Annotated in this window: 24 protein-coding genes and 4 tRNA genes; 18 read left to right on the plus strand and 10 right to left on the minus strand. The window is 37.0% G+C overall.

Annotated features, from left to right (window positions below; genetic code table 11):
* Positions 1-174 precede the first annotated feature (174 nt).
* The 14 genes from HHO41_RS17295 to HHO41_RS17360 all read left to right on the plus strand — a co-directional run bounded on the left by HHO41_RS17295 (position 175) and on the right by HHO41_RS17360 (position 10818).
* Positions 175-250: transfer RNA gene (locus tag HHO41_RS17295), tRNA-Lys, on the plus strand.
* 14 nt (positions 251-264) lie between these two features.
* Positions 265-336, plus strand: a tRNA-Glu gene (locus HHO41_RS17300).
* Between the two features lie 132 nt (positions 337-468).
* Positions 469-545: transfer RNA gene (locus tag HHO41_RS17305), tRNA-Asp, on the plus strand.
* Between the two features lie 22 nt (positions 546-567).
* Positions 568-640: transfer RNA gene (locus tag HHO41_RS17310), tRNA-Phe, on the plus strand.
* 365 nt (positions 641-1005) lie between these two features.
* Positions 1006-2487, plus strand: a complete 1482-nt coding sequence (locus HHO41_RS17315) for a M23 family metallopeptidase (RefSeq protein ID WP_169100978.1) — start codon at positions 1006-1008, stop codon at positions 2485-2487.
* Between the two features lie 227 nt (positions 2488-2714).
* Positions 2715-3422 carry a response regulator YycF gene (gene yycF, locus HHO41_RS17320; protein ID WP_169100980.1) on the plus strand — a complete coding sequence of 236 codons (708 nt, stop codon included), beginning with the start codon at positions 2715-2717 and terminating at the stop codon, positions 3420-3422.
* Between the two features lie 10 nt (positions 3423-3432).
* Positions 3433-5259: a cell wall metabolism sensor histidine kinase WalK gene (walK, locus tag HHO41_RS17325; RefSeq protein ID WP_169100982.1), complete on the plus strand. Its 1827-nt coding sequence runs from the start codon at positions 3433-3435 to the stop codon at positions 5257-5259.
* Positions 5256-6590 (plus strand): YycH family regulatory protein, encoded by a 1335-nt coding sequence (locus HHO41_RS17330; protein ID WP_169100985.1) that lies wholly within the window; start codon positions 5256-5258, stop codon positions 6588-6590. Before walK ends, HHO41_RS17330 begins: the two co-directional genes overlap by 4 nt.
* The gene (locus HHO41_RS17335; protein ID WP_169100987.1) at positions 6577-7374 is read left to right on the plus strand and encodes a two-component system regulatory protein YycI; all 798 of its coding nucleotides are present in this window, start codon (positions 6577-6579) and stop codon (positions 7372-7374) included. The genes HHO41_RS17330 and HHO41_RS17335 overlap by 14 nt, the downstream gene beginning before the upstream one ends.
* Positions 7375-8169 carry an MBL fold metallo-hydrolase gene (locus HHO41_RS17340; protein WP_169100989.1) on the plus strand — a complete coding sequence of 265 codons (795 nt, stop codon included), beginning with the start codon at positions 7375-7377 and terminating at the stop codon, positions 8167-8169.
* 163 nt (positions 8170-8332) lie between these two features.
* Positions 8333-9553 carry a S1C family serine protease gene (locus tag HHO41_RS17345; RefSeq protein WP_169100991.1) on the plus strand — a complete coding sequence of 407 codons (1221 nt, stop codon included), beginning with the start codon at positions 8333-8335 and terminating at the stop codon, positions 9551-9553.
* Between the two features lie 199 nt (positions 9554-9752).
* Complete coding sequence (locus HHO41_RS17350) at positions 9753-9911, plus strand: CxxH/CxxC protein (protein ID WP_169101093.1); 159 nt, start codon at positions 9753-9755, stop codon at positions 9909-9911.
* A gap of 90 nt (positions 9912-10001) precedes the next feature.
* Positions 10002-10481, plus strand: coding sequence for a 23S rRNA (pseudouridine(1915)-N(3))-methyltransferase RlmH (gene rlmH, locus HHO41_RS17355; protein WP_169100993.1), 480 nt, complete (start codon positions 10002-10004; stop codon positions 10479-10481).
* A gap of 148 nt (positions 10482-10629) precedes the next feature.
* Positions 10630-10818 carry a hypothetical protein gene (locus tag HHO41_RS17360; RefSeq protein ID WP_169100995.1) on the plus strand — a complete coding sequence of 63 codons (189 nt, stop codon included), beginning with the start codon at positions 10630-10632 and terminating at the stop codon, positions 10816-10818.
* A 136-nt stretch (positions 10819-10954) separates the two neighbouring features.
* Here HHO41_RS17360 and HHO41_RS17365 read toward each other — a convergent pair whose 3' ends face one another.
* Positions 10955-12400, minus strand: coding sequence for a DEAD/DEAH box helicase (locus HHO41_RS17365; protein WP_169100997.1), 1446 nt, complete (start codon positions 12398-12400; stop codon positions 10955-10957).
* 447 nt (positions 12401-12847) lie between these two features.
* Here HHO41_RS17365 and HHO41_RS17370 point away from each other — a divergent pair, with 447 nt between their 5' ends.
* The 3 genes from HHO41_RS17370 (at position 12848) to HHO41_RS17380 (ending at position 14681) form a co-directional block, all read left to right on the plus strand.
* A complete protein-coding gene (locus HHO41_RS17370; RefSeq protein ID WP_169100999.1) occupies positions 12848-13168 on the plus strand; it encodes a TM2 domain-containing protein in 321 nt (106 codons plus the stop codon).
* Positions 13169-13193: 25 nt separating this feature from the next.
* Entirely contained in the window at positions 13194-13967 is a 774-nt protein-coding gene (locus HHO41_RS17375; RefSeq protein ID WP_248278521.1) for a M48 family metallopeptidase, read from the plus strand.
* A 228-nt stretch (positions 13968-14195) separates the two neighbouring features.
* A complete protein-coding gene (locus tag HHO41_RS17380; protein ID WP_169101001.1) occupies positions 14196-14681 on the plus strand; it encodes an LURP-one-related/scramblase family protein in 486 nt (161 codons plus the stop codon).
* Positions 14682-15022: 341 nt separating this feature from the next.
* Here the strand turns inward: HHO41_RS17380 and HHO41_RS17385 are convergent, their stop codons facing one another.
* The 3 genes from HHO41_RS17385 to HHO41_RS17395 all read right to left on the minus strand — a co-directional run bounded on the left by HHO41_RS17385 (position 15023) and on the right by HHO41_RS17395 (position 19331).
* The gene (locus HHO41_RS17385) at positions 15023-16798 is read right to left on the minus strand and encodes a tetratricopeptide repeat protein (protein ID WP_169101003.1); all 1776 of its coding nucleotides are present in this window, start codon (positions 16796-16798) and stop codon (positions 15023-15025) included.
* Between the two features lie 12 nt (positions 16799-16810).
* Positions 16811-17752, minus strand: coding sequence for an ATP-binding protein (locus HHO41_RS17390; RefSeq protein ID WP_169101007.1), 942 nt, complete (start codon positions 17750-17752; stop codon positions 16811-16813).
* A 433-nt stretch (positions 17753-18185) separates the two neighbouring features.
* Positions 18186-19331, minus strand: a complete 1146-nt coding sequence (locus HHO41_RS17395) for a YhgE/Pip domain-containing protein (protein ID WP_169101009.1) — start codon at positions 19329-19331, stop codon at positions 18186-18188.
* A gap of 79 nt (positions 19332-19410) precedes the next feature.
* Here HHO41_RS17395 and HHO41_RS17400 point away from each other — a divergent pair, with 79 nt between their 5' ends.
* Positions 19411-20043, plus strand: coding sequence for a TetR/AcrR family transcriptional regulator (locus tag HHO41_RS17400; RefSeq protein WP_248278522.1), 633 nt, complete (start codon positions 19411-19413; stop codon positions 20041-20043).
* Between the two features lie 148 nt (positions 20044-20191).
* Here HHO41_RS17400 and HHO41_RS17405 read toward each other — a convergent pair whose 3' ends face one another.
* The 6 genes from HHO41_RS17405 to HHO41_RS17430 form a co-directional block, all read right to left on the minus strand.
* A complete protein-coding gene (locus HHO41_RS17405; RefSeq protein ID WP_169101011.1) occupies positions 20192-20503 on the minus strand; it encodes a heme oxygenase in 312 nt (103 codons plus the stop codon).
* A gap of 3 nt (positions 20504-20506) precedes the next feature.
* Complete coding sequence (locus HHO41_RS17410) at positions 20507-21202, minus strand: ABC transporter ATP-binding protein (RefSeq protein ID WP_169101013.1); 696 nt, start codon at positions 21200-21202, stop codon at positions 20507-20509.
* Positions 21202-22326, minus strand: a complete 1125-nt coding sequence (locus HHO41_RS17415; protein WP_169101015.1) for an ABC transporter permease — start codon at positions 22324-22326, stop codon at positions 21202-21204. Before HHO41_RS17415 ends, HHO41_RS17410 begins: the two co-directional genes overlap by 1 nt.
* A gap of 169 nt (positions 22327-22495) precedes the next feature.
* The gene (locus HHO41_RS17420) at positions 22496-23017 is read right to left on the minus strand and encodes a PadR family transcriptional regulator (protein ID WP_169101017.1); all 522 of its coding nucleotides are present in this window, start codon (positions 23015-23017) and stop codon (positions 22496-22498) included.
* Between the two features lie 112 nt (positions 23018-23129).
* Positions 23130-23594 (minus strand): staygreen family protein, encoded by a 465-nt coding sequence (locus HHO41_RS17425; RefSeq protein WP_348981314.1) that lies wholly within the window; start codon positions 23592-23594, stop codon positions 23130-23132.
* Between the two features lie 168 nt (positions 23595-23762).
* Positions 23763-24761 carry a Gfo/Idh/MocA family protein gene (locus HHO41_RS17430; protein ID WP_169101021.1) on the minus strand — a complete coding sequence of 333 codons (999 nt, stop codon included), beginning with the start codon at positions 24759-24761 and terminating at the stop codon, positions 23763-23765.
* Positions 24762-24786: the final 25 nt, after the last annotated feature.

Genomic DNA, 24786 nt, shown 5'->3' on the forward strand with positions numbered 1-24786 from the left:
TGATAAACATTGTAACATTTGGTAAGCCGTATGCCTTAATAGGGCACGTACGGTTTGATAAGGGGGAAGCCTCGAGAGAGGTTTCCCTACTTTATTTCTAAGATAAAAAATTTCAAATAAACTATTGCATTAATATAAATTTCTATGATATTATAAAAAGCGTCGTCATAATACGAGCCATTAGCTCAGTTGGTAGAGCATCTGACTTTTAATCAGAGGGTCGAAGGTTCGAGTCCTTCATGGCTCACCATTTTAATAAAGAATGGCCCCTTGGTCAAGCGGTTAAGACACCGCCCTTTCACGGCGGTAACACGGGTTCGAATCCCGTAGGGGTCATCAGATGAAAAGCGGAGTTCGCTTGCTTAGCCCCGACAGGCATAAGACGAATCACGCAGGAGGCGACAGCCTCTGGAGTGATTTGGCTTATGACCCGAGGGGTTAGCGAACGGAGCTGGACATCATTTATCTGGTCCGGTAGTTCAGTTGGTTAGAATGCCTGCCTGTCACGCAGGAGGTCGCGGGTTCGAGTCCCGTCCGGACCGCCACTTACATATTATTGAATAATACGGCTCAGTAGCTCAGTCGGTAGAGCAATGGACTGAAAATCCATGTGTCGGCGGTTCGATTCCGTCCTGAGCCATCCTAATTACAAGAGAGCATACAATTTGTATGCTCTCTTGTAATATTTCTGTAATGTTACTATTACTATGGTTTAAATCTATTCAAACATTACTTCATAACTTAACATCCCTACGAGACCTTGTAAAATAAGGAACTATTCATAAAAGCAACCTCTATTGGAAATGAAAACCCTTCCAAACCCCTTCCAATAATCGACATAAAATGACAGTAATTATACATTTGTGTTACAGTATCAATTCAACCGCTCATTTATCACTATTTTATGGTAAAGTAAAAAAGTCGAAAATTGTAAGACTACACATATAATTTGTCAGAATATGATATTAATAGACTGTTTGTGACCGTTAAATAGGAGGATTTTGAATGAAGAATTGGAAAACCAGTTTGTCCAACCTTACGGGCAATACAACAGCAAGACTGATTCCGCAGGCGAAAAAGGTTGTGTATACGGCATTAGCTGTAACTGCCTTATCTTTTGGCATTTACAATGCACCAAAGGCTAGTGGTAGTGAATCAGAAACAACTACAGTATATTATGTGTATTTTAATAATGAATATATTGGTACTGTTTCAGATAAAAAGGTAATTCAATCAGTAGTTAAAAAGAAGTTGGAAGAAACTAAATCAAATTACGCAGGTATAGAGTTATCAACTGGATCTCAACTGAAATACATACCTGAACAAGTTTTCCGTTCAAGCGCTTCCATAAATAACAATCAAGTTATCAAAGAACTAAATGGAAAGCTTACTATTCAAGCTGAGTCAGCAGCCATTGAACTAGATGGGCAACAAGCTGTTTTTGTTGATAATCAAAAATCAGCTGAGGAAGTTATTAAACAACTTAAACTTCAATATATAAACGAAGATCAACTTAATGCAGTTGAGGCGCATCAAAAGGATCCTTCAATTGCTTTGCCTCCTCTTAAGGAGAATGAATCACGCGTTGTTGATGTAAAATTATCAAAGAATGTATCATTTGGAAAATCAGAAGTTACTCCTGATAAGTTGATGACAGTTGAAAACGCTGTAAAATATTTACAAAGCGGAACGCTAGAACAAAAGAAGTATCAAGTCCAAGAGGGCGACGTTCTAGGTTCGATAGCAAATAATAACGGATTAACGTTAAAGCAGATGGTTGAGATCAATCCAGGCTTAACTGAGGATTCTGTATTGCAAATTGGACAGGAAGTAAATATTACTGTTCAAATACCACTGCTGCAAGTAATTGTTGAAAAAGAAGCAATGGTTAAAGAGAGTATCGCTTATACTACTGAAACAAGAGAAGATGGTAATTTGCCAAAAGGTGAGAAAAAGGTTGCTCAAAATGGCTCAAACGGTGAAAGAATTGCAACCTATATCATTTCAGAGCAAAGTGGACAAGTTGTTAGCAAACAAGAAACGAGTTCAAATATTACATTACAACCAACTAATGAAATCATCATAAAAGGAACAAAGGTTATTCCTTCTCGTGGCGATGGTTCATTGGCATGGCCAACAGTTGGTGGATACATTTCCAGTCAAATGGGATATCGTGGCGGTAAGTTGCATAAAGGACTTGATATTGCGAGACCAAGTAATCCTACAATTAAGGCAGCTGATAATGGACGTGTTGTACAAGCCGGCTGGGATGGTGCATATGGTAATAAAATCACCATCGATCATGGTAACGGAATGCGTACAGTATACGCTCATCTCTCATCCATCAGCGTAGGCTCTGGTCAGACTGTAGCAAAGGGCCAAGCAATTGGTGTAATGGGCTCAACAGGAGATTCTACTGGTGTTCATTTACACTTTGAAGTATATAAAGGTGGAAGCTTACAAAACCCGGTTGGTTATTTAAGATAAATGATTGTTAAAGTTAAAGTCTCTAGACTCTCGTTAGTCTAGAGGCTTTTTTAGTAGTAAATAGCTACATGTTTACTTTATATATAAAAGTTAACATGGTAAATTTATATAGTAGATTATGCATGTATAAATAAATCAAAGAAACCATAATAGATAAATCGAACGTAATCATGACTATTTTAGAGAGATTGGATAGCATGATCACCAGATAAAAAGGAGAAAAAATGATGGACATGAAAAAAATCCTTGTCGTTGATGATGAGAAACCTATAGCTGATATTCTTCAATTTAATCTAAAAAAAGAAGGCTATGATGTATATTGTGCCTATGATGGTAATCAAGCTCTTGAAATGGTAAATGAAATTATTCCGGATTTAATCCTTCTCGATATCATGCTTCCATTAATGGATGGTATGGAAGTTTGTCGTGAAGTCCGTAAAAAATACGAAATGCCCATTATTATGCTAACAGCAAAGGATTCCGAAATAGATAAAGTGCTTGGATTGGAATTCGGCGCTGATGATTATGTGACTAAGCCTTTTAGTACTCGTGAGTTAATTGCCAGGGTAAAAGCTAATCTTCGTCGTCACGGACATGCTGCAGCACAAACTGAAGCAGAAGGTAATACAATCAATGTTGGATCGCTAATCATTCACCCTGATGCCTATATCGTTTCAAAACGCGGTGAAACAATCGAATTAACACATCGAGAATTTGAGTTGCTTCATTATCTCGCTAATCATATTGGACAAGTAATGACTAGAGAGCACTTATTACAAACGGTGTGGGGGTATGATTATTTCGGTGATGTTCGTACTGTCGATGTAACAGTAAGACGATTACGAGAAAAAATAGAGGATAACCCGAGTAACCCAATTTGGATTGTAACAAGAAGAGGTGTTGGGTATTATTTAAGGAATCCTGAACAGGAATAGGGTTGTTGTGATGCGGAAAGTTGGCTTTTTTCGTTCCATCCATATTAAATTTGTGTTAATTTATGTGTTGCTCATCTTAGTTGCAATGCAAATAATCGGGGTATATTTTGTGAGACAGCTCGAAGAAACGCTGCTAACAAACTTTAAAACCTCATTAAATGAACGAGTCGATTTACTTGCCTACAATGTTGAGGAAGAAATGTTGAAAGAACGTGGTAAGGATGACCCTAAGCTAGAGGATGATATCAAGCGAATTCTAATGGACTTTTCATCTGCGGATATAATTGAAGTGAGGGTTATCCAGGCTGGTAGTTTAAAAATTATCGGTACATCCAAGCTCAATAATCAGGATGTTGTAGGGCAAAGAACGAATGACTTAATGATAAAACGTTCGCTCGTGTTAGAATCAGAGCAAAGTTCAATTTTAATCGACCCTCAGTCTGGAAAACGGACATGGGTCCTCGCCACACCAATAAAATCTAACCACGAAGTAAAGGGTTCGATCTATTTAGTCGCTAAAATTGAAAATGTCTTTACACAAATGAAGGATATCAATGATATTTTCATTTCCGGAACAGCAATTGCCTTGGCAATTACCGCCATTCTCGGTATTCTCCTAGCCCAAACGATTTCCCGACCAATATCTGATATGCGAAAGCATGCGCTTGCTTTGGCAAGAGGGAATTTTACAAGGAAGGTAAAAGTTTACGGCTATGACGAAATCGGACAGTTGGCGATTACTTTTAATAATTTAACGAAAAAACTTCAGGAAGCACAGGCCTCGACTGAAGGGGAACGGCGGAAGCTTTCCTCTGTTCTATCCAGTATGACCGATGGAGTAATTGCGACCGATCGGCGTGGAAGAGTGATATTGATTAATGAGCCTGCGGTTAAGCTTTTGAATGTTTCACGTGAAACAGTCCTCTCTCAGCCAATTGTTCACTTGTTAGGTTTAGAGGACCAATATAGCTTTGAGGATCTACTAGAAGAGCAAGAATCTGTTAATTTGGATTATAGTACGGAAAAAAACCATTATGTGCTCAGAGCAAACTTTTCGGTCATTCAAAAGGATACTGGTTTTGTTAATGGACTGATAACCGTTTTACATGATATTACAGAGCAAGAGAAGATTGACAGGGAGCGGCGCGAATTTGTTGCCAATGTATCCCATGAATTAAGAACACCTTTAACAACAATGCGCAGTTATTTAGAGGCTTTGGCTGATGGCGCATGGCGTGATGAAGAAATTGCGCCCAATTTTCTAGAGGTTACCAGGAATGAAACGGAACGGATGATTCGCCTTGTTAATGATCTTCTCCAGCTATCCAAAATGGATAGTCAGGATTATCAAATAAAGAAGGAATGGATTAATTTTATCGTGTATTTCAATCGGATTATTGACCGCTTTGAAATAACCAAGGAGCATAATGTTCGCTTTATACGAAATCTGCCTAACCATGACATTTTTATTGAAATGGATGAAGATAAGCTAACACAGGTTTTAGATAATATTATTTCCAATGCCTTAAAATACTCCCCTGAGGGTGGATCTGTTAAATTCGTTGTTGAGGAAAAAGAAAACATCATTAAGGTGAGTATTTCCGACCAAGGTGTTGGGATACCGAAAGCTGATCTTCAGAAAATCTTTGAACGTTTTTACCGTGTCGATAAGGCTCGCTCAAGAAAGCTTGGCGGAACAGGTCTCGGCTTAGCGATTGCAAAAGAAGTTGTGAATGCCCACGGCGGTAAAATCTGGGCAACAAGTGTCGAAGGAAAAGGAACAACAATCGCCTTTACCCTTCCATACAACCATTCCTATGAGGACGATTGGTCATGACATACGAAAATATTAAATCAGCTATATTAACGTTATTAGTGGTTACGAGTGTGGTATTAACATGGAACCTTTGGACATACCAGCCACGTTATGCCACAATGGAAAACTCTAATACTGTCCAAGAGGTTGCCTTTAGTGAGGACAAGGAAATTCAAGAAATCATTCAACCAAATAAGATTATCTATCACTTTAAAGAATCGCATTTTGGGACAACAAGCAGTGATGAAATAGACCAAGCATTACAAGAAATCTTCCGATGGAGCTTCTATGATTTTGAGGACATTTCTGAAGATGTAGGCAAATTATCAGAATTTGTACACGCCAAGGGAAATGTTGAAATTATTTTCCCTGATGCTGTGCCAATTGATCTGTATAAGAGCATCCTTCATGTTGAGGACAAGAAGATTCCAAACTTTAATTTTAATCGGATAGTCATAGATATTGAAGATAATACGAAGGATGAAGGAAATGTTTATTTTGTCCATTATGGTAATTCGAAATATCACCAGGTGTTTGCTAGCCATATAAGTGGTGAAGATTTGAAAAAATTCGATCATCAATTTTATCGGGTTTCGAATCAGTATGAGAATTATTTCCCGTATCAGATAACAGAGGAACGAACGATCTTTTTACCTGAGAAGAAAGCGACGCTCATTCATTATCAATACTTTTTAGATCAATTGGATCCAGAGCAATTTAAGGATGCTATTTTTAATGATCCAAGTTATGTCCAACGAAATGACGAAGGTAATACCGTTGAATACATCGATGATTCAAGTATGTTAACAGTGAATTATGACTCCTTGTTGCTGTCTTATGTTATACCTGCCGAGAAAAATGAGGGGGAGCAGCGTTCAAAGGAATTATTGAAAAAGGGTATTAATTACGTAAATGAGCATGGAGGATGGACTGGAGATTTTAAATACGCATCCATTGATGAGGAAAATCAACAGGTGACGTTTAGATTGTATGACCGGAATGGCTACCCTATTTTTAATGACCAAGGATTATCACAAATTATCCAAATTTGGGGCCAAAATGACATTTATAAATATAATCGTCCTATTTTTTCTTTGGATGTCCCCCTTACAACTGATAAAAAGGAAGTAACGCTTGAGTCTAGTAGTGAAGTGATAGAGTTCTTAAAGAGTAAAAAGGGCTTTAAACCGGAGTTGTTGAAGGATATTGCAATAGGCTATCAAATGTCAATGGATCCAAATGAGCCTCAATTAATGAATCTTGAGCCGGCTTGGTTTTACCAGTATGGGAACCTTTGGATTCAAGTTGTTCAGAAGGATGTTGTTGGGGGGGATAATAATGGATTGGAGTAAGATTAAAACGATCTTTATTTTAACCTTCCTTGCTTTGGATATATACTTGCTATACGAGTTTTTTAAAATTCGTGATGCCAGCAAGTATGATTTTATTACAGAGACATCATTCGAAGAACATTTGGCCCAGGATGAAATTGAATATGTCGAGCTTCCCAAAAACGTAGACAAGGATACGTATGTAAGTGCGAAACCGAAGATTTTTAAAAAAGAAGATTACGCCAAGGTCAAAGGCGTAAATTATACGATTGTTGATGGAGCGGTTTTACTGGGGGTTTTTGATGAACCTGTTAGCTTAAAGGACCTACAAAAGACAGATTTAAATGCCTTTGTCGCTAATAAGATTCTCTTCGGTGATCAATATAAGTATTTTAGTCAAAATAAGGAAGACCATACGATTACCTTTTTTCAACAATTTAAAAATGAAACTATTTATAATAATATTAATGGGAAATTGACGTTGCATGTTAATGATAAAAACGAGATTTATTCTTTTACACAGACTTTGCTTGAAGAAATAGAATTGCTGCAAGAGGAACACGATGTATTGCCTCCATTAAAAGCAATTGAAACACTTTATGATAATGGAATCCTTGAGCCAAGAAGTAAAATTACAAAGGTAGAGCTGGGTTTACATACGTTGGTACAGCTCACAGCGTCGCAATTGCTGACGCCAACCTGGCATTTTGTGGTGGATGATAAGGAAAATTTGTATGTGAATGCATTTGAGGGTCAAATTATCGAAATCGAAGATACAAAAGAAAAGATTAATGGAGTGAATTAAATGTCTATGCATTTTAGTGTACTTGCAAGTGGGAGTACAGGGAATGCGATCTATGTGGAGACGGAGGAACATTCATTTTTAGTGGATGCAGGCTTTAGTGGCAAGCAAATTGAAGGTTTATTTTCGCAAATAGACCGTAAAATTGAAAGTCTTTCGGGGATACTAGTGACGCATGAACATAGTGATCATATTAAGGGAATTGGTGTATTGGCACGTAAATATCAATTACCAGTTTACGCAAACGAAAAAACATGGCAAGCAATGGACGGATTGGTTGGGGAGATTCCAGTTGGGCAAAAATTTGTGTTCGGAATGGAATCTGTTAAGGGCTTTGGTTCTTTATCAATTGAATCATTTGGTGTTTCCCATGATGCGGCTGAACCGATGTTTTATGCGTTCCATCATGGTGAGAAAAAATTTGTGGTGATAACTGATACAGGATATGTCAGTGAACGTGTGAAAGGGATTATTTCCAATGCTGATATGTATGTATTTGAAAGCAATCACGATGTGCAAATGTTGCGGATGGGTCGGTACCCTTGGAACATTAAACGGCGTATTTTAAGTGATGTAGGCCATGTTTCAAACGAAGATGCGGCCTTGGCAATGGGCGATGTCGCTGGTGATAAGACGAAGCGGTTTTATCTAGCACATTTAAGTTTAGATAATAATATGAAGGATCTCGCTAGGATGTCAGTATCACAAACGCTGCAATCAAGAGGTATTGTTGTTGGCGAACAATTTGACTTATATGATACAGATCCAAAAATCCCAACGCCGTTAACATTAGTATAATCAGCTAATTTCCGAACAAAATATTACCAAGTTTGGACTAAACTATTAACATACTGTTAACATTTTTATAATTGGTATGTTTTTCTAGATAATTGTGATCATTTTAGTATAATGTGGAGTAGTACAGAATTCTCTCTTTGTTTTTTAGAAAGGATGGAAGTCTATGGGATATTACGATCAGGATGATGAAAGTCGATATAAACAACCTAAACGAAATAAAAGTGGATATATTATCGCTAGTGTAATTGGTGGAATTCTCGGTGCCATGCTTGTCATTGTTTCTTTACCACAGTTAACGGATTTAGGGGTACTACCCTATCAGCCAACAACGGAAAATAATAATATTGTAAATAATAATCAACGCAATGCAAGTGGCGGAACAAAAAATGTCTCAGTTGATGTTACATCACAAGTAACAAAAGCTGTTGAGAAGGCTGGCGACACGGTCGTAGCAATTTCAAATCTACAGGAATCAGGCTTTTGGTTTGGTGAAGGCAGCCAAAAAGAGGCAGGGACGGGTTCTGGGGTAATTTATAAAATTGAAGGTGACAAAGCCTTTGTCGTGACTAACCATCATGTGGTTGAGGGCGCCAAGGAGCTTGAGGTTACTCTATCTGATGGTACAAAGAGTACTGCAAAACTACGTGGGTCAGATGTTTGGACTGATTTAGCAGTTCTTGAGATTGATGCAAAAAATATTAAAACAATAGTAGAATTCGGTGATTCTGATAATATTCAGGTTGGAGAACCGGCAATTGCGATTGGGAATCCACTAGGCGCGACATTTAGTGGATCGGTAACTCAAGGGATTATTTCTGGCCTTGACCGGACTATTCCAATTGATATTAACTCAGATGGGATTGAAGACTGGCAGGCTGAGGTAATCCAAACAGATGCTGCGATTAACCCTGGTAATAGCGGGGGCGCGCTTGTGAATATTGATGGACAATTAATTGGAATTAACTCAATGAAAATCGCTGAATCAGCTGTTGAGGGGATTGGGCTAGCTATACCTATCAATTATGCTATTCCCATTATCGAGGACCTAGAAAAGCATGGTGAAGTAAAACGTCCATATATGGGTGTGGAACTACAATCTGTCAGCGAAGTCGCAAAATACTATCAAGAGGAAGCATTAAAACTTCCAAAGGATATTAATTATGGTGTTGCACTTCGTCAAATCGTACCAAATTCTCCAGCAGATATTGCTGGTCTGAAGGAACTCGATGTTATTGTTGAAATGGATGGCGAAAAAATCGAAAATGTCATCGACCTCAGGAAGCATTTATATAATAAGAAGAAAATCGGCGACCAAATGAAGATAAAATATTACCGTGATGGAAAGCTTCAAGAAACGACGATGAAACTAGCTGGACAGCAATAGTGTAATAAAAATTAAAATGAAAAAGCAGAAGGCGATGGTAGCTTTCTGCTTTTTCATTTTTTATACTATAAATGGTATGATTGCAAGAGCGAATGAATTGTGGATAAATTTTATTGTTATTGAAACCATTTTAAATTGTGGATAACAAGGAAATAGTAAACATAATCAAGTTGTGGATAAGAAGAAAGGGGATTATATGATGATTTATTGTTGTGAGGAGCATGTAGAATTAGCGCTAGATGTAATCGTGGATGATTACTATACTGCACCGAAACTAGAAAAAATAGACGAAGAAAAGATATCAACAACCTGTGAATATTGTCGAAACATGGCTGTATATGTTGTGGCGAACAGTTGATCTCATACAAGATGTGGATAGAAAATGTGGGTATGTGGATAACTCCTGTGGATATCTTGTTTGTAATCTGTTTGTAAAGCGGGGATAACTGTGAATATCTTAATAGTGACGGTTGGTAAACTAAAAGAGAAATACTTAAAACAAGGAATCGATGAATTTGTAAAGCGGATGTCAGGCTACGCAAAACTTGAAATCATTGAGGTAGCGGATGAAAAAGCACCGGAGGAATTAAGTGTAGCGGAAATGGAGCAAGTGAAACAAAAAGAAGGCGAACGGATTTTAAGTAAAATTAGCCAGGATACTCATGTGATTGCCCTGGCGATCGATGGAAAAATGAAGTCTTCAGAAGAGTTGGCGGAAGATTTAGATAAGCTAGCTACATATGGAAAAAGCAAAATTGCATTTGTTATCGGCGGCTCGCTTGGATTGAGTGATGAGGTGCTGAAACGTGCTAATGAAAAGCTGTCATTTTCAAAGATGACTTTCCCCCATCAAATGATGAGGCTGATCTTGGTCGAACAGATTTACAGAGCGTTTAGGATTAATCGTGGGGAGCCGTACCATAAATAGAGGCAGTTTCTACATTAATTACCTAAGAGGTATATGAAAAGGCTGCTATCGTAGATTTTGTTGAATAAACCTGTTAATTTCCGCTTTCCTGAATTTAACTATTTAAAGGTCGTATTTATAAAAAGTAATGCATTAGGGATGTGACAAGATGAAATATAGTAAAACAATCATGACAAAATTAATAAATGAGCACCGTGAATTGCATGATGAGCTAAAGAAGATAAAAGTCGAAATGGGCTTAGAGAAAAACTTGGCCATTAAAGCACTGTACCATTCAGCAGTAGCGGATAATGGTCCATATTTGAAAGACTATCAAGAATTAGAGCGCTTGCTCTAATAGTAAGGCCCTGTTTTGCTTTAGTTGCGCAGCAGGGTGTTTTTTGATTTGACCGTGAATTACGTGCTCAATTACTCATCAAAAAGCCCCTCATTTTTTAAAGTGAGGGGTTTTTAAGGTTTTTCTATAAAGATTTTTATTTAATTGCTTTGCTAACTTTTAACTTCTTTCCTTTGATAGTCGCATTCTCCATGGCTTGTAAAACTAGTGAGCCCTTTCCGTTCAGAATATCAACATATGACATATGATCCAGGATGGTTATGATGCCGATATCATCTGCTGTGACTCCAGAGATTTTTGCGATCGTTCCAACAAAATCAACAGCACGAATTTTCTTCTTTTTACCACCGCTGAAATGGAGTTTCATAATATCTTGATTGATTCGGGCTGTTTTATTATTTCTTACAACTCGCCTGCTGCTAAGTTTTTCTTCGAAAGCAGCTTTTTCACCAGCCACTTCTTGCTCTCTAGGAGCTTCAATAGTTGGGATCTCAAAGCCGATGTATTTTTCAATTGCTTTAATGAATTTTCCTTCAAAAGGAGTCGAAAACGTAATGGCCTTACCTTTATTTCCGGCACGGCCCGTTCTCCCGGTTCGATGGACATAGCTCTCTTTTTCCATAGGTACGTCATAGTTGATGACAAGTTTCACATTATCAATATCAATACCCCTGGCAGCTACATCGGTAGCCACCAAATAGCGGAAGTTCCCCAATTTGAAACCTTCCATAACAGCAAACCGGTCTTCTTGTTCTAGTCCCCCATGGAGCCTCTCACAAGGGTATCCAACTTTATCCAGTTCACTATACACAGTATCCACGTTTTCTTTGGTTCGGCAGAAAATGAGGCAGCTGTCTGGGTTTTCTATAACCGTTACGTCTTTAAGGAGTGAAATCTTTTCTGCTTCTTTTACTTCAATTAAAAAATGTTCAATGGTCTCGGCCGTTGCTCCAGTGGATTCAATCTCAATATGAATAGGATCTTTCATATATTTATGGCAAAGACTTTCAATATCTTTAGGCAAGGTAGCAGAAAAGACCATTGTTACTCGGTTTGAAGGGAGCTCGTTAATAATCGATTCCACTTCATCGATGAAACCTCTATTAAGCATCTCATCAGCTTCATCTATGATAAGATACTTTATTTGATCCAAAACTAGGGTTTCTCGTTCAATATGGTCCATGACCCGTCCGGGCGTACCAACGACTACATGAGTTTTTTGTTTCAATTCATCCTTTTGTTTCGTAAACGGTTCTTTTCCATAGACGGCTACTGCTTTAATGCGTTTAAACCTTCCAATATTCGTAAGATCTTCACGGACTTGAACCGCAAGTTCCCTAGTTGGAGTAAGAATTAAGACTTGTGGTTTTTTTTCCTCCCATTCAATCATATCGGAAACAGGAATACCAAATGAGGCAGTCTTTCCACTTCCTGTTTGAGCTTTTACGACAAGATCTTGATTTTCCATTGCTAATGGAATGACTTTACTTTGAACTTCTGTTGGAGCTTCGTATTTTAACACAGCTAGTGCTCTTTTTATTTCTTCGCTTACATGATAATCTGCAAAACTTCTCTTATTCATTTTTTACCTCGTTTTTTTGTTTTTTCGACATACGTATAGAATTCTTACCAAGAAATATTATATATATGATCTGAATATGGTTCATTATACTTTAAAAATACGGGACAAATCGGCTTTTATATTTAAATTTTGGTTGTTTTCGCATAGAATGTTGATTTTAGCTATCAAGGTATGCCTAAAAAAGCAACAATAGCCCGAAGAATCCACTCATTGGCAGTAAGTGTATCCTGGCCATGAAAAAAATCCAGAAATGACACGTCCTTTACCAAATTTCTATAATTTAGTTTATCACTCATGTAATTTTAATAACCAGATTATTTATTAGCTTGTTCCTATAAGAGGAATTACAATAAAAATACTTTATTGTCAAATTATTCTAGTAATTCATTAGTGCCTACTCTATAATACTTTTATATACATTATTAGTAAATTATGGAGGTAGTTCTATTGGGTAACATTTATGCTAAGCAAGATTTAACTTCACAGGAGCTCCAGCTGCTAGCTTCTGAAATGGATCGGAGAAAAAAGTCAACTGCAACAACGTGGATTCTCTGGTTTTTCCTGGGTAATTTGGGAGCGCATCGTTATTATTTAGGTAAAGTAGGGACAGGTGTGGCTATGACCATTACTTTAGGATGTCTAGGTCTTTGGACATTAGTTGATATATTTCTAATTAATGGAATGATTAATAAGAAAAATTCCGAAATTGAATCAGGAATTATCAGTGAACTCAATTTGATGAGTAATGCTAGAAAAAAAGATGCTTAATAACAATAATATAATGAAGAATCATTTGGAAGAGCGTCTTGTACATGAAGATGAGAAATCCTTATACATTGTTTGTTTGATCTTAAGCATTTTTACTTACATAGGTCTTATCATTTCTATTATTGGCATTGTTTATATTTTAATTGGCTTTTTAATTACATTATTTTTACATGGTATTTCTATCGGGCATATTCGAAACAATGGAGTGAAATTGTCGGAAAGGCAATTTCCTAATATTTATTCTAATGCGAAAAAAGTTGCGTTTGAAATGGGAATTGAAAAACTTCCTGATATCTTTATTGTACAATCTGGGGGAATGTTGAATGCCTTTGCAACAACCTTCTTAGGTAGAAATTTTATTGTTTTATATTCCGATATTGTAGAAATTGTAAAAGATGGCCACGAAGAAGAACTAAATTTTATTATTGCTCATGAACTAGCACATATAAAAAGAAAGCATGTTATTAAACAATTTTTGATTCTCCCGGCACTATGGATACCTTTTCTCGGAAATGCATATTCCCGAGCGTGTGAATATACATGTGATCGAATTGCCGCCGTATATGTTAACAGTCCAAATGATGCGACAAATGCTCTTGCTATTTTAGCGGTAGGGAATAGGCTTTTTGTAAATATGGATATTGTTGAATACATCCAAAATGCTAGAGCAGAATCCGGCTTTTTTATATGGCTTAGTCTGGTACTGTCTACGCATCCACCATTACCAAAGAGAATTGAAGAAATTCAGTACTTTAATAATGTTGTAGAGACGTTTAAGGTGTCAAAAGCGAGTATGTAATATGTTCCACTCTCGGAAATAATACTAGAAATAAACCCTTGATAAGTGATTTCAAGGGTTATTTTTATGGGGAATTACTAACGATTGATAGAATGAATGAAACTAATGAATGTGCTGCCCTTTTTAAAATTTTTATAATACAATTATTCGTCATCAACGTCCATATGTCATAAAATATTAGTGTGGATATATATTGAAGTGATGTCGGTGTATCAAAGGAGTTATAGTATGAGGCAGCTTTATATAAAACAAAAAGTATTCAGTCTAAGCGGCAAATTTACAGTTAAAGACCATGAAGAGAAGGATGTATATTTTGTGGAGGGCAGTTTTATGCAGGTCCCAAAGACTTTCTCCATTATCGACACAAAGAGAGGTCAAGTAGCCCTTATTACGAAAAAGACGTTCAGCCTTTTACCGAAGTTTTTTGTAGAGGTGAATGGCCGAGAGGTGTTAACGATTAAGAAGGAGTTTTCTTTCCTTAAGGCACGCTATTCGATTAAGGCGGCTGGCATTGAAGTACAGGGCAATTGGTGGGATATGGATTTCCAAGTGTCTCAAAATGGTGAAGTCATCGGAAAAGTAAACAAAGAGTGGTTTACCTGGGGAGATAGCTATAAGGTCCAAATTTTAAATGAAGAGATGGAAACCATCATCATTGCATTGGTTATAGCGATTGACTGCGTGAAGGCTGACTCAGCAGCCGCTTCTACATAGTGTATAGCTATTAAGAAGGGATGACACAGACCTTTTGAAAATCTGTGTCTAGAAATCATAAGCGGAAAACCTCCGTTTATTTCCCCCGAAACGAGCTAGTAATATCCATTATTTTTAATTGAATAGAAATTTGCGGCTTTTAACAGAAAAAATGTCATAAAATATTCACATTAATCCTGTTTTAGGGACAAAATCTTAATGAGAAAGGAGGGGGGAATTTATTGGATTACCAACTTAAACGATTGTATTCGAGTCGTGATTGAGTGTGTGAAGCCTGAAACAATAGCTATTTCAGGCTTGTTTTTCTTATATGAAAAAGTGGATAAGAATTAAAATAATTCCTATTCCTGTAAGAACTTTTGTACATCTTCTCCAGCAAGTTCGAGTTGGTTTAACATTTTTTGATAAACCTCTGTGTCTTCTTCGGATTGGTTCCAGTTTTGTGCATATAGGTATGTAATCTGACCGTATGCCACTTTGACGATGATATTAACATTCTCAGCCTCATTGACTAAAAGAAAGTAAGAAACTGCTAAACCCATATTTGGATTAATCACTTTTTCTATTTTCGCATTTGCTGTTTGATTAAGTAGTGGATGGTTGATATTTGCTTGTATCATAGTTTGATACTTATCGGAAACAAGTTGCGGCATGGTACTAGAAAGGTTTCCCGCTTTTATACTTTCCATAAATTGACTGACAACTTGTGCATTTTCCTTTATCATTGCCGTATCTTCCTCAAGTGCTATCTCATCCTGGGCTTCATCTATTGATTCCTGGATTTCAACTGATACAGGTTTTGGGGGATTGATATCGCCTGCGTCAGGAATTAATTTAAATAAAGAGCTAAGGACTATCCCTGTTGTCATCATATAGACTGGCCATTTACTATATTCCTTAGTCGTTTGTAGTTCTTTGTTAAGAGCTTGGTTGGATTGAGCAGTAGAATCCTTTGGCACGGATGCCACTATTTTCACTTCTGTTTCAGCTTCTACTACCGTCTTTTCTCTAATATCAGCGATGTTTGTTGAATTCCATATTTCTGATAATTTCGCTTCCAACTCATGGGGCGATAACGCAGTCTGCTCAGGAATAGGCTGTTTTTTTTGTTTGGCAACCTCTAGTTTCATTTCCTTAAGAGCAGCTTTTTGAGTTGATTTTGCTTTCTTTTGCAAGGCTGTTTCTTCAGCGTTAGTAAACCCAACTTTCTTCAACATGGATTTTGATATTTTTAAACTAGTAAATAACAGCAAGAAATATGCACCAAATAAGATTAATGAGTTCCATCTTAACAAGGCAATGATTCCGAATAATTCAATCAATAAAACAAGAATATTTAAATTTCCTTGGTCTACTCTGCCTTTTAATAATTTCTCGAGGTAATAAGCAGGGTATGCCATTGCTTTTAATAGAACATCATCTATCTCTTTTTTTGCACGTATGAATAGATTTTTAGTTGGATAGATTTTTTTATAGTATTCTCTTACCGATGGATTATTTGGTTCAAGTCTCATTGCCTCATCGATTAGCAATTGTGCTTTTTTATATTTTTTTCTCTGATAGGCAAACCAAGCAAACCTAACGATATTCCTGATATTTTCCGGATTTGCTTGGAGTGCTAATTGCTCATATTTTTCTGCTTCTATGTAGTTCAGCATTGTATAAAGAAGCGAGGCATATGCTCCAAGATAATTATCATCCTCAGGTTTCAGCCGGATTGCCTCTTGAAGGGAAGCCAGTGTCTGTTCTACATCCGATGTCCAAATGATATCAGCATATGCAGCGTGGAAAAAATGATTTTCTGGATAAAGCCGCAGACCTAATTCAATAAGTTCTTTCAATTTTGGTTCATCAGCTGGTAGACTCGGGTACATCTTAATGGCCATTTCGAGAACCGCTTCATCTTCAGGCGCTCTTTGCAGCATTTCTTCTATCCAATAAAGAGTTTCCTCTCTTTGTTCAAGTAAATAATAATGGTAAGCCATTAAAAGATAACCCTTTGGACTTTCCGGATCTTCTTGAATGACTGATTCTGCTTCTTCTTTTGCTTTGTCGATTTCCCCCTTTTGTATGTAAAATTTTATGAGGTCGACCTTATTAACCATTGATTCTGACATTATTTCCATCCTCTACTTCAAATTGTTCTGATGAATATAATCAAGTACGTCTTGATATTCATGGTTTACGTCACTAAACAATGCATAACTTTTGGCTGTCGCAAACCATTCTAATGTGGTTGGCTTTCTTTTCTCCATGGCCACTAACAAGTCTTGATTAGTTAAAGGTTGAATTTCCCCAGTTTCAAAGGATCTTGTAATCGCAGAATCAATCGCATCTTTCACAAGGTATTCTAAATCAGCACCGGAAAAATGGTCTGTAAATTTTGCGACAAGCTCTAATTGTAACTCTTCTTGTGGCTTTTCGTTTGTTTTTATTTTTAAAATAGCTTTACGTTCTTCGATATCTGGGGGAGGGAGAAAGATTAATGAATTAAATCGTCCCGGGCGTCTTAGCGCGGGATCTAGATACCAAGGCGTATTAGTTGCGCCGATAACATAGATGCCCTCGTTGTTTGACACGGATCCATCCAATTCGATTAACAATTGATTGACAAGCATTCTGTCGTGATGAGCAGATAGTTTTTGCCGATTTCCTCCCAGTGCGTCTAATTCATCGATAAATAGAACACATGGCGTCCTTCTACGGGCATCCTCAAAAAACTCATGCAAATTTTGTTCCGCCTCACCAGACCATTTTGAGAGAATAGCTTGCAGGTCTAAATGGAGAAATTGTGCATTAATTTCACCAGCAACAGCTTGAGCTAAAAAGGTTTTTCCACAACCAGGCGGGCCGTAAAAAAGCAAACCTCCGCCAACTTCCTTTCCAAATGCTTTAAAAATTTCCGGAGACTGGATTGGCATAATAAAATCAACTTTAATTTTTTTCTTAACATTCTCTAAGCCACCGACATCTGCAAATGTTTCCCGTTTTTGTTCTAATTCGATAATCTTGTTTTGTTCCTTATCATATGAAATGACTTTCAGCTTGTCCCTCATATTATCTTGTTTCATTCTCTATTCCTCCTAAAAAAAATTAGACAAAGTTTAGCTCCTTATCTAATCAACCGTCATTCTCAATTATTGGGACTGAGAGTTATTGGACGGCATCCTTTTAACAGTTTCATAGCTTATTAATAATACCAATTTTAAACCAACATAACCATAATATGTAAATAATATTTCAGGATTTTAAAGAAGTCTTTTCTTGAAAAATAAAAAAAGGCGAAAGAATTGTAAAAAGGGGAATAAGCTTAAAAAAAGGAGGTGCAAGCTATTCGATATACAAAGAAATTGAAGTGGATTAAATTGGTAGGGCCGAAGTCAGAACAATAGTAGGGGGGCAATACATAGGGACTAGGGGACAGGTACCTGGTCCCAACTTTTAAAAAGTTTATATCGCTAAGTCATTACATCTGGGACATCAAACCTGTCCCCTTGTCCCTGCCTAGTCCCTGTTTGGGACACGCACTGGTTTGAAAATCGACAGAAGGAACATCAGTAAACCTACAATACCAATTCCTAAAATAGTGTTAAATGATTGGCCAGTATAGAAGCCGCTGCCGAAATAGAAAATTTCACGTAAACCTTCAGAAGCAAAGCGGATCGGAACCCAAGGGCGAATGAAGGTTACGAAGAAATCGGGAAGCATTTCTTTTGGCGTCATTAAAACACCCATACCCAATAACATTACAACCATGAATAATGTAATGGCGGGTTTGCCAATCCAGGCAGTGACACCTGATACTAAAAAGAAGAAACAGAATGCTGCAAACGATACGAATGAACCAACTAAGAAGTAGTTAGGCATATTAATACCGGCGATTGAACCGAGTGTTGCAACGGTAAAGCCTGAAAATAGGGCAATAATAATGCCGAATAGAGCTTGACCGCCCATTAGGCGTAATGTTTGTTTCCGTGTTAATAATTCTTTCTTAAAGATGCTTGAGGTTGTTAAAAATAAAATGAAACCACCGATTAATGCACCTACCCAAGCAGGTACTGCCATTAAGGTTGGCGCACTCCCATTTGCCGTGGAGGCTGTAATAGCATTAAATATTTTTTCTTCCGAAACAATCGGTTTTACAAGTACTGCGGCTTTGTTGGCATCAATTTGCTGGTCGGCCATTTGCGCAACAAAGTTTGTTGAGTATTGGTTGCTCAATTGTGTAATTAAGGCATTTAATGCCGTCTTCGCATAGTTTGCACCAGTCATGTTAAAACCTTGGTTAATGTATACCTGCAATGTTGCTGCGGAGTTGTTTGTCATTGCATTTTGCAACGTATTATTATAACCCTTTGGAACAACTAATGCTGCGTAGTACTTTTTATCAGCAAATAAATCTTCAATATCTGCTTCCTTTTCAGTTGTAAAGGCTAACATAGGCTCCTCGCCATCTGTGCCTTTGCTCATTTGTTCAATTGCTGATTTTACAGCATCTACATGCATACCTTCATCATTTACAATAAGTGCAACAGGTAAATTTCTTACTTTCGGGTTTCCTTGAGCAAATAAATTTACCGAGAATAAAGCGATAATTAAGATTACAGCGATGGGAGCAGCCCATGCTAGTTTTTCTTTAAATAATCTCAATGAATATCATCCTTTCGCAATTTTCAACATGTTGTTCAGTAACTATGATTTATTTTATAATCGAGAGGAGGTTAAAGCAATGAACAAAATGAACAATGTGTTCAATTTTCATAACAGGGTGGTTTTTATGGGTAGTTACGAGGAAAAAAACCGGAGAACAAAACAACTTATTCAAAGTTCATTTATGAAAATTTTGGAAGGGGAACCGTTTGAATCAATTACAATAGGTGATATTACGAAAGCAGCACAAATTAATCGTGGAACGTTTTATTTACACTTTCAAGACAAGTTTGATTTGCTCGATCAGATCGAGCAACAATTGTTTAGAGATTTAGGAAATCATCTTGATGAATTACAATCAAACTATTCAATTGAGGAGACATTTGAAAAAGGGCAAGAACAATTGGCTGCTACTCTATTCAGTGCCATTAAAATGCATGCGCCATTATTAAAAATATTTTTAAGCAATCGTGGCAGAGCAGGTTTTCACATTCGATTTAGAGATGCTTTTTCAGAAAAAGTGCGTGTTAATTTAGAGAAGAATGAAAGCGTCATTACAGGTTTAAAGGCCCCAATGGAATACTTTTTATCGTTTATCACATCTGCTTTTTTAGGATTAATTGAACAATGGTTCCGAAATGGATTAGATAAGACACCTGAAGAAATGACAGTATTATATATAGACATTATTTCGTTTATTCAAAAGAAGTAAGTTGGCATTGAGTATCAAGATTTCATGCAAAAAAGCCGAGATAAACAAGTTTTACTGAAAAAACTCGTTTATTCTCGACTTTCAAGTTAAGCTTCTTAAGAAAAAAATCATTGTTTATTAATAGAAGAAGCGGTATACAATCATTGGTTTAATTTAAGGTTGAAGCAACCTCAGAGATAATGATTTCACTTCCCAAAATAGGTGATTCTTCTGCAGCATTAGTTGGACCTTTATGAGCTTCTTTGAAAGCATCGCTATTTTTCCACTTGGTAAAGTCTTCAATTGTGTTCCAATACATATTTACATTCAGCTCATCATATTCTGAAAGGTTTTTAGTAATTAGTACTTCAACCTTTACAAAACCTTCCATTGTTTGTAGGGCACCTGGTCTTGTGAACATAGGAGCCATTTTTTCAGCAAAGCCTAACTTCACTTTAATTCTGTTTGTTACGATAATCATCGATTATTCCTCCTTTTTCCAATTTGTATAGGGTTTAAGCTTTCCATCTTCCATTCGATATACTTTGTCACAGTAATCTAACATTCTTTCATCATGGGTTACCATTACGGCTGCTTTATTTTTAGCTTTTACTTCCCTTGCGATAAGCTGGACGACCTCATGAGCTCTTTGAGTATCTAGACTTGCTGTTGGTTCATCTGCCAAAATAATCGAAGGATTATTCATAAAGGCACGAGCAATTGCCGTTCGTTGGCGTTCTCCTCCAGATAAATGTTCCGGAAACTTCTTCATTTTGGTTTCCAACCCAAGATGTTGAAGTAATTCTATGGCATTTTCTCTATCTTTTTTTGTCACTTTACCGGCCATTTTTTTTACAACAAGCAATTGGTCGAGAACATTTAAGTAAGGAACTAGATTGCTTGATTGTAAGATAAACCCTATTTCTTCAAGGCGTACTTTTGATAAATTCTTCTCTTTTATCTCCCCAATTACTTTCCCATTCAGGGTTACCTGACCATCAGATGCTTGAAGTAACGCCCCTGCGATGGAGAGAAAAGTACTTTTACCAGAACCCGAGGGACCAACGACGGCAATAAATTCTCCTTGGTCGACGGAAAGGGAAATATCACTAAGCGCAACCACTTGATTTTCCCCTTGCTGATAGACCTTAGATACATGATTAAATGTTATTCCTGACATTACTCTATCCTCCCAATCGCTTGAAGTGGATCTATTTTGGTAACCTTACGGATGGATATTAATGAACTTAATACCGATATTACGAGCAATAAAATTGCATAAATAACAACAAGTTTAAGATCAAGTGTAAACGGCATTCCTTCTGGCAGTATGAGTGCTGTTCCATATGTTAAGAGTATCCCTACAACAATACTGCTGAGCGAAAGAAGAAATACTTGTGATACAATGGCTTTGCCTAAAAAGCTATTACTTGCACCAATTGCTTTTAAAATGCCAAATTGATTAGATTTTTGTAAGGTAAGTACGTAAAAGAAAACAGCTAGTACGAAAGCAGAGATGGCTAAAAGGAAGGCGAGCATCATCATTATTGTACCGTTTTCCTCTTTGTAACCAGGCATTCCTTGTATCGCGTCAGCCTTTGTTACGATTTCTGTGTTATCGAAAAGATTATTGATTTTCTGTTGATCAATATCTTCTCCTTGAAGCATGATACCATTCACTGGATTTTTTATACCTTTGTCAGAACCAGGTGCTGCAAATTGAATGGACCGCCATTTATCTAGTGTAGTAAAAATAGCAGGTAAGTGATTATATGTTTCATTTTCTACAAATCCAATAATTTTCATTTTTTCTAATGACCCTTCAATGGTGAGGGTGTCCCCAATTTTATATCCTTTGTCCTTTAAGGTGTCATTAGCGATAACTTCTATTGATTTATCTTTATTAAGAGGATTCCCCTCAACGATATTTGGTTCTAAAAAGCTCCCAGGAGTGATGCCTAAAATAGCAATATCAACTTTTTCACTATCCTTAGTGGGTGTTGATTTTTTTAATACTGTTGCCATTGTGGCTCCCATCGGTGCTGCTTGTGAAACATGATCTTGCTTCTCCAATTCAGTCACTAATGATTCAGGTAATAGTGAACGGCTCATGGAAGATCTAGAGCCTTCTTCAAAAGTAACGAAATCTGCTTTCATATTTTTAAATGAAGCAGCACTCAGTGTGGAAAGTCCGTTTCCTAAACCTGATAAAATAAAGACTAACCAAGCTATAAGAACGGTTATAATTCCTATCATAAGAAAACGAAGCTTGCCATGTTTTAATTCTTTTAAAGCTAAAAACAATGTAAGTCCTCCCTAAATATTTTTGATTAGTCATCTATGACTAACTTGGTATCATTATATTATTTTATTTATGATTAGTCAATCATGACTAATTGAATATAAAATGCAATTACATTCATATATATAGCGAAAAGGAAACCTAAAATAAGGTTTCCTTGCGATTGGTAAATTATTCCAAGTGAGACGAAAGGTTTTTTATGGATTTTTCAAGAAACGCTATCTCTGCTTCTAACATTGTAATTTTGTGCTCTACTACAAGATTGACTCCAGATCTTACCCCATGGGATGGGGTTTGTTTAAGCACTTCTATTAAATTTATATTATTGTTTAAACGTTCTTTCAACGCTGGTATTGTTTTTTCTAAGGGGAGAAAATCCATAAACATTAAGCCAATATCACCTTGATAATTTAAACTTTCGGCGGAAGATAAATTATTTAATAATAATTTGTAGAAGTATTCCTTCCCACTATCATTTATGGAATAAACTTTTCGGGTCGGTCTGTTTCCTTCTTGCTCGAACTGAATGTCAATATACCCACTTTGACTGAGTTTATCTAAAGTTGCATAAGCAGTAGGTTTTTTCATATCAGTAACGGTACTTAAGTTTCTTTCAATAAATTCATTGATTTGGTATCCATGTTGACTTTGGCTCATAAGCAATCCAAGTAAAATAAGCGAGCGTTGTTCCATTGAGATACCCCTTTCTGCTGTTATCTCTTGGCTTATATTCTCTCTTATATTTTATTTATAGTCAATTGAGTCCTAACCAAAATCTATTAGGGAAACCCTTAATTGTCATAATTCAAATGTATGAAAAATGTTGAAATGTTCCCCAACTTTCTTGTCTAGCAAACTGGGGATAGGAGGAGATAAAATTAATTATTATTGAAGCTTGTTTAAGATAAGGGTAGGCATCAAATAGGAAGCGATCGCCGTATCGAATAGCTGTTAATGCAAGAGGTAGTTCACGTTTAAATATTTCATTACGTTTTGCAGATGCATTGATAGTATATTCTCCTTGGTCTACATAGATATAAACATAATAGTACAAAAATCCCCCAACTTGTTTCCATACCCCTAATACGTCATCTCTATTTGGATTAACATTTTCCCATGCATAGCGGCTTCCGATTGTTAAAAATAGATTTCCTGTAGAATCAGAATGAGTAAGTGTATAACACCTTTGGATAATAGGCTCCGTTGCTGTTACACCACTACTGTAAGTTACAGATAGTTTTTCTGGTTTAAATTGGCTCAAGCAATCCACTCCAATTGGGCTTTTTTCAATAAATATGTTAATTTTTATTTGTTCATTCGTTAGAACAACATTGAATGAATCTATTTAGTATATTTAGAGAATTGGAGTGTGCTTAAATTCATCAAAAAACCAGCCTTTTGTATATTGCAGCAAGGCCGTTTTTTTCTTTATGGAGCATTATTTTGCAATTTTATAAAAATCCTTCACCATTTCACCCATAATCCAGTTTGTTCTTGCACCAGATGCCCCTGTGCTAGGACACTGGCTACCAGTGCCTGTTAATTCAGAAACAATTGTTTCGACGAGTGGCTGGTGGACATGCATTGGCGGTTCAAAGCTCCATTCTTTCGTTTCAGATGCTGTTGTCAGATATACCGGAGTATTGCCAAAGGTTGAAAAGGAAATTTTCCCATGTGTTCCGACAATTTCATTAATATCTGCATTTTTGAAAGAAGAAAAGCACCAATTGCCTATACCGTGGACTCCAGATTCAAAACGGTATGTCCCTGTAACAATATCTTCTGCTGGATAATAGCCTGCTTGATTGCTTGCAATACCTTGAATCTCTTTAATTGGCCCAAGTAGGTAGTCTAATATGTCGAGTGTATGGCTAGCTAAATCGAAAAATAGCCCGCCGCCAGCAAGATGTGGCTGAACCCGCCAAGGTAGGCTTCGAGAATCCATTACATCCTCTGATGGTGTTTGATATTGCATGGTTGATACGAAACGAACTTCCCCAATCGCTTTATTTTCTAATAGTTCTTTTACTTTTAAAAATCGTGGCTGGGACCTACGGTAGTAAGCGACAAATAAGGGAACACCAGCCGCCTCGCAGGCAGCGATCATTTCCTGGCACTCTTCGAATGTCCGAGCCATTGGCTTTTCGACATAGACAGCTTTTCCGGCTTTAGCGGCTTTGATTGTATATTCCTTATGTGAACCTGGGGGTGTCGCGATATAGATAACATCGATATCAGGGTCGTTTATTAGTAAATCTGCATCTTCGTACCATTTTGGCACTCCATGTCGTTGGGCATAATCCTTGGCGAGGCTAGCCGTTCTTCTCATGACGGCAACTAGCTCTGAGTTTGGTGTTTTTTGAAATGCCGGGCCGCTTTTTACTTCTGTCACATCGCCGCAGCCAATAATGCCCCAGCGAACTTTATTATTTCTCATGTTGAAGCCCCCTTAATATTAATTC

The sequence above is a fragment of the Bacillus sp. DNRA2 genome (assembly GCF_012843265.1).
Classification (GTDB): Bacteria; Bacillota; Bacilli; order Bacillales; family Cytobacillaceae; genus Bacillus_BU.

What these genes read in the sequence shown, in the direction of transcription:
- HHO41_RS17360 (WP_169100995.1), top strand. Translation starts at nt 10,630, where the DNA reads ATGAAATATAGTAAAACAATCATGACAAAATTAATAAATGAGCACCGT.
- HHO41_RS17430 (WP_169101021.1), bottom strand. Translation starts at nt 24,761, where the DNA reads ATGAGAAATAATAAAGTTCGCTGGGGCATTATTGGCTGCGGCGATGTG.
- HHO41_RS17405 (WP_169101011.1), bottom strand. Translation starts at nt 20,503, where the DNA reads ATGATTATCGTAACAAACAGAATTAAAGTGAAGTTAGGCTTTGCTGAA.
- HHO41_RS17350 (WP_169101093.1), top strand. Translation starts at nt 9,753, where the DNA reads ATGATTTATTGTTGTGAGGAGCATGTAGAATTAGCGCTAGATGTAATC.
- HHO41_RS17385 (WP_169101003.1), bottom strand. Translation starts at nt 16,798, where the DNA reads ATGTCAGAATCAATGGTTAATAAGGTCGACCTCATAAAATTTTACATA.
- HHO41_RS17340 (WP_169100989.1), top strand. Translation starts at nt 7,375, where the DNA reads ATGTCTATGCATTTTAGTGTACTTGCAAGTGGGAGTACAGGGAATGCG.
- HHO41_RS17400 (WP_248278522.1), top strand. Translation starts at nt 19,411, where the DNA reads ATGAACAAAATGAACAATGTGTTCAATTTTCATAACAGGGTGGTTTTT.
- HHO41_RS17345 (WP_169100991.1), top strand. Translation starts at nt 8,333, where the DNA reads ATGGGATATTACGATCAGGATGATGAAAGTCGATATAAACAACCTAAA.
- HHO41_RS17330 (WP_169100985.1), top strand. Translation starts at nt 5,256, where the DNA reads ATGACATACGAAAATATTAAATCAGCTATATTAACGTTATTAGTGGTT.
- HHO41_RS17315 (WP_169100978.1), top strand. Translation starts at nt 1,006, where the DNA reads ATGAAGAATTGGAAAACCAGTTTGTCCAACCTTACGGGCAATACAACA.
- HHO41_RS17380 (WP_169101001.1), top strand. Translation starts at nt 14,196, where the DNA reads ATGAGGCAGCTTTATATAAAACAAAAAGTATTCAGTCTAAGCGGCAAA.
- HHO41_RS17420 (WP_169101017.1), bottom strand. Translation starts at nt 23,017, where the DNA reads ATGGAACAACGCTCGCTTATTTTACTTGGATTGCTTATGAGCCAAAGT.
- yycF (WP_169100980.1), top strand. Translation starts at nt 2,715, where the DNA reads ATGGACATGAAAAAAATCCTTGTCGTTGATGATGAGAAACCTATAGCT.
- HHO41_RS17335 (WP_169100987.1), top strand. Translation starts at nt 6,577, where the DNA reads ATGGATTGGAGTAAGATTAAAACGATCTTTATTTTAACCTTCCTTGCT.
- HHO41_RS17410 (WP_169101013.1), bottom strand. Translation starts at nt 21,202, where the DNA reads ATGTCAGGAATAACATTTAATCATGTATCTAAGGTCTATCAGCAAGGG.
- HHO41_RS17390 (WP_169101007.1), bottom strand. Translation starts at nt 17,752, where the DNA reads ATGAAACAAGATAATATGAGGGACAAGCTGAAAGTCATTTCATATGAT.
- HHO41_RS17365 (WP_169100997.1), bottom strand. Translation starts at nt 12,400, where the DNA reads ATGAATAAGAGAAGTTTTGCAGATTATCATGTAAGCGAAGAAATAAAA.
- walK (WP_169100982.1), top strand. Translation starts at nt 3,433, where the DNA reads ATGCGGAAAGTTGGCTTTTTTCGTTCCATCCATATTAAATTTGTGTTA.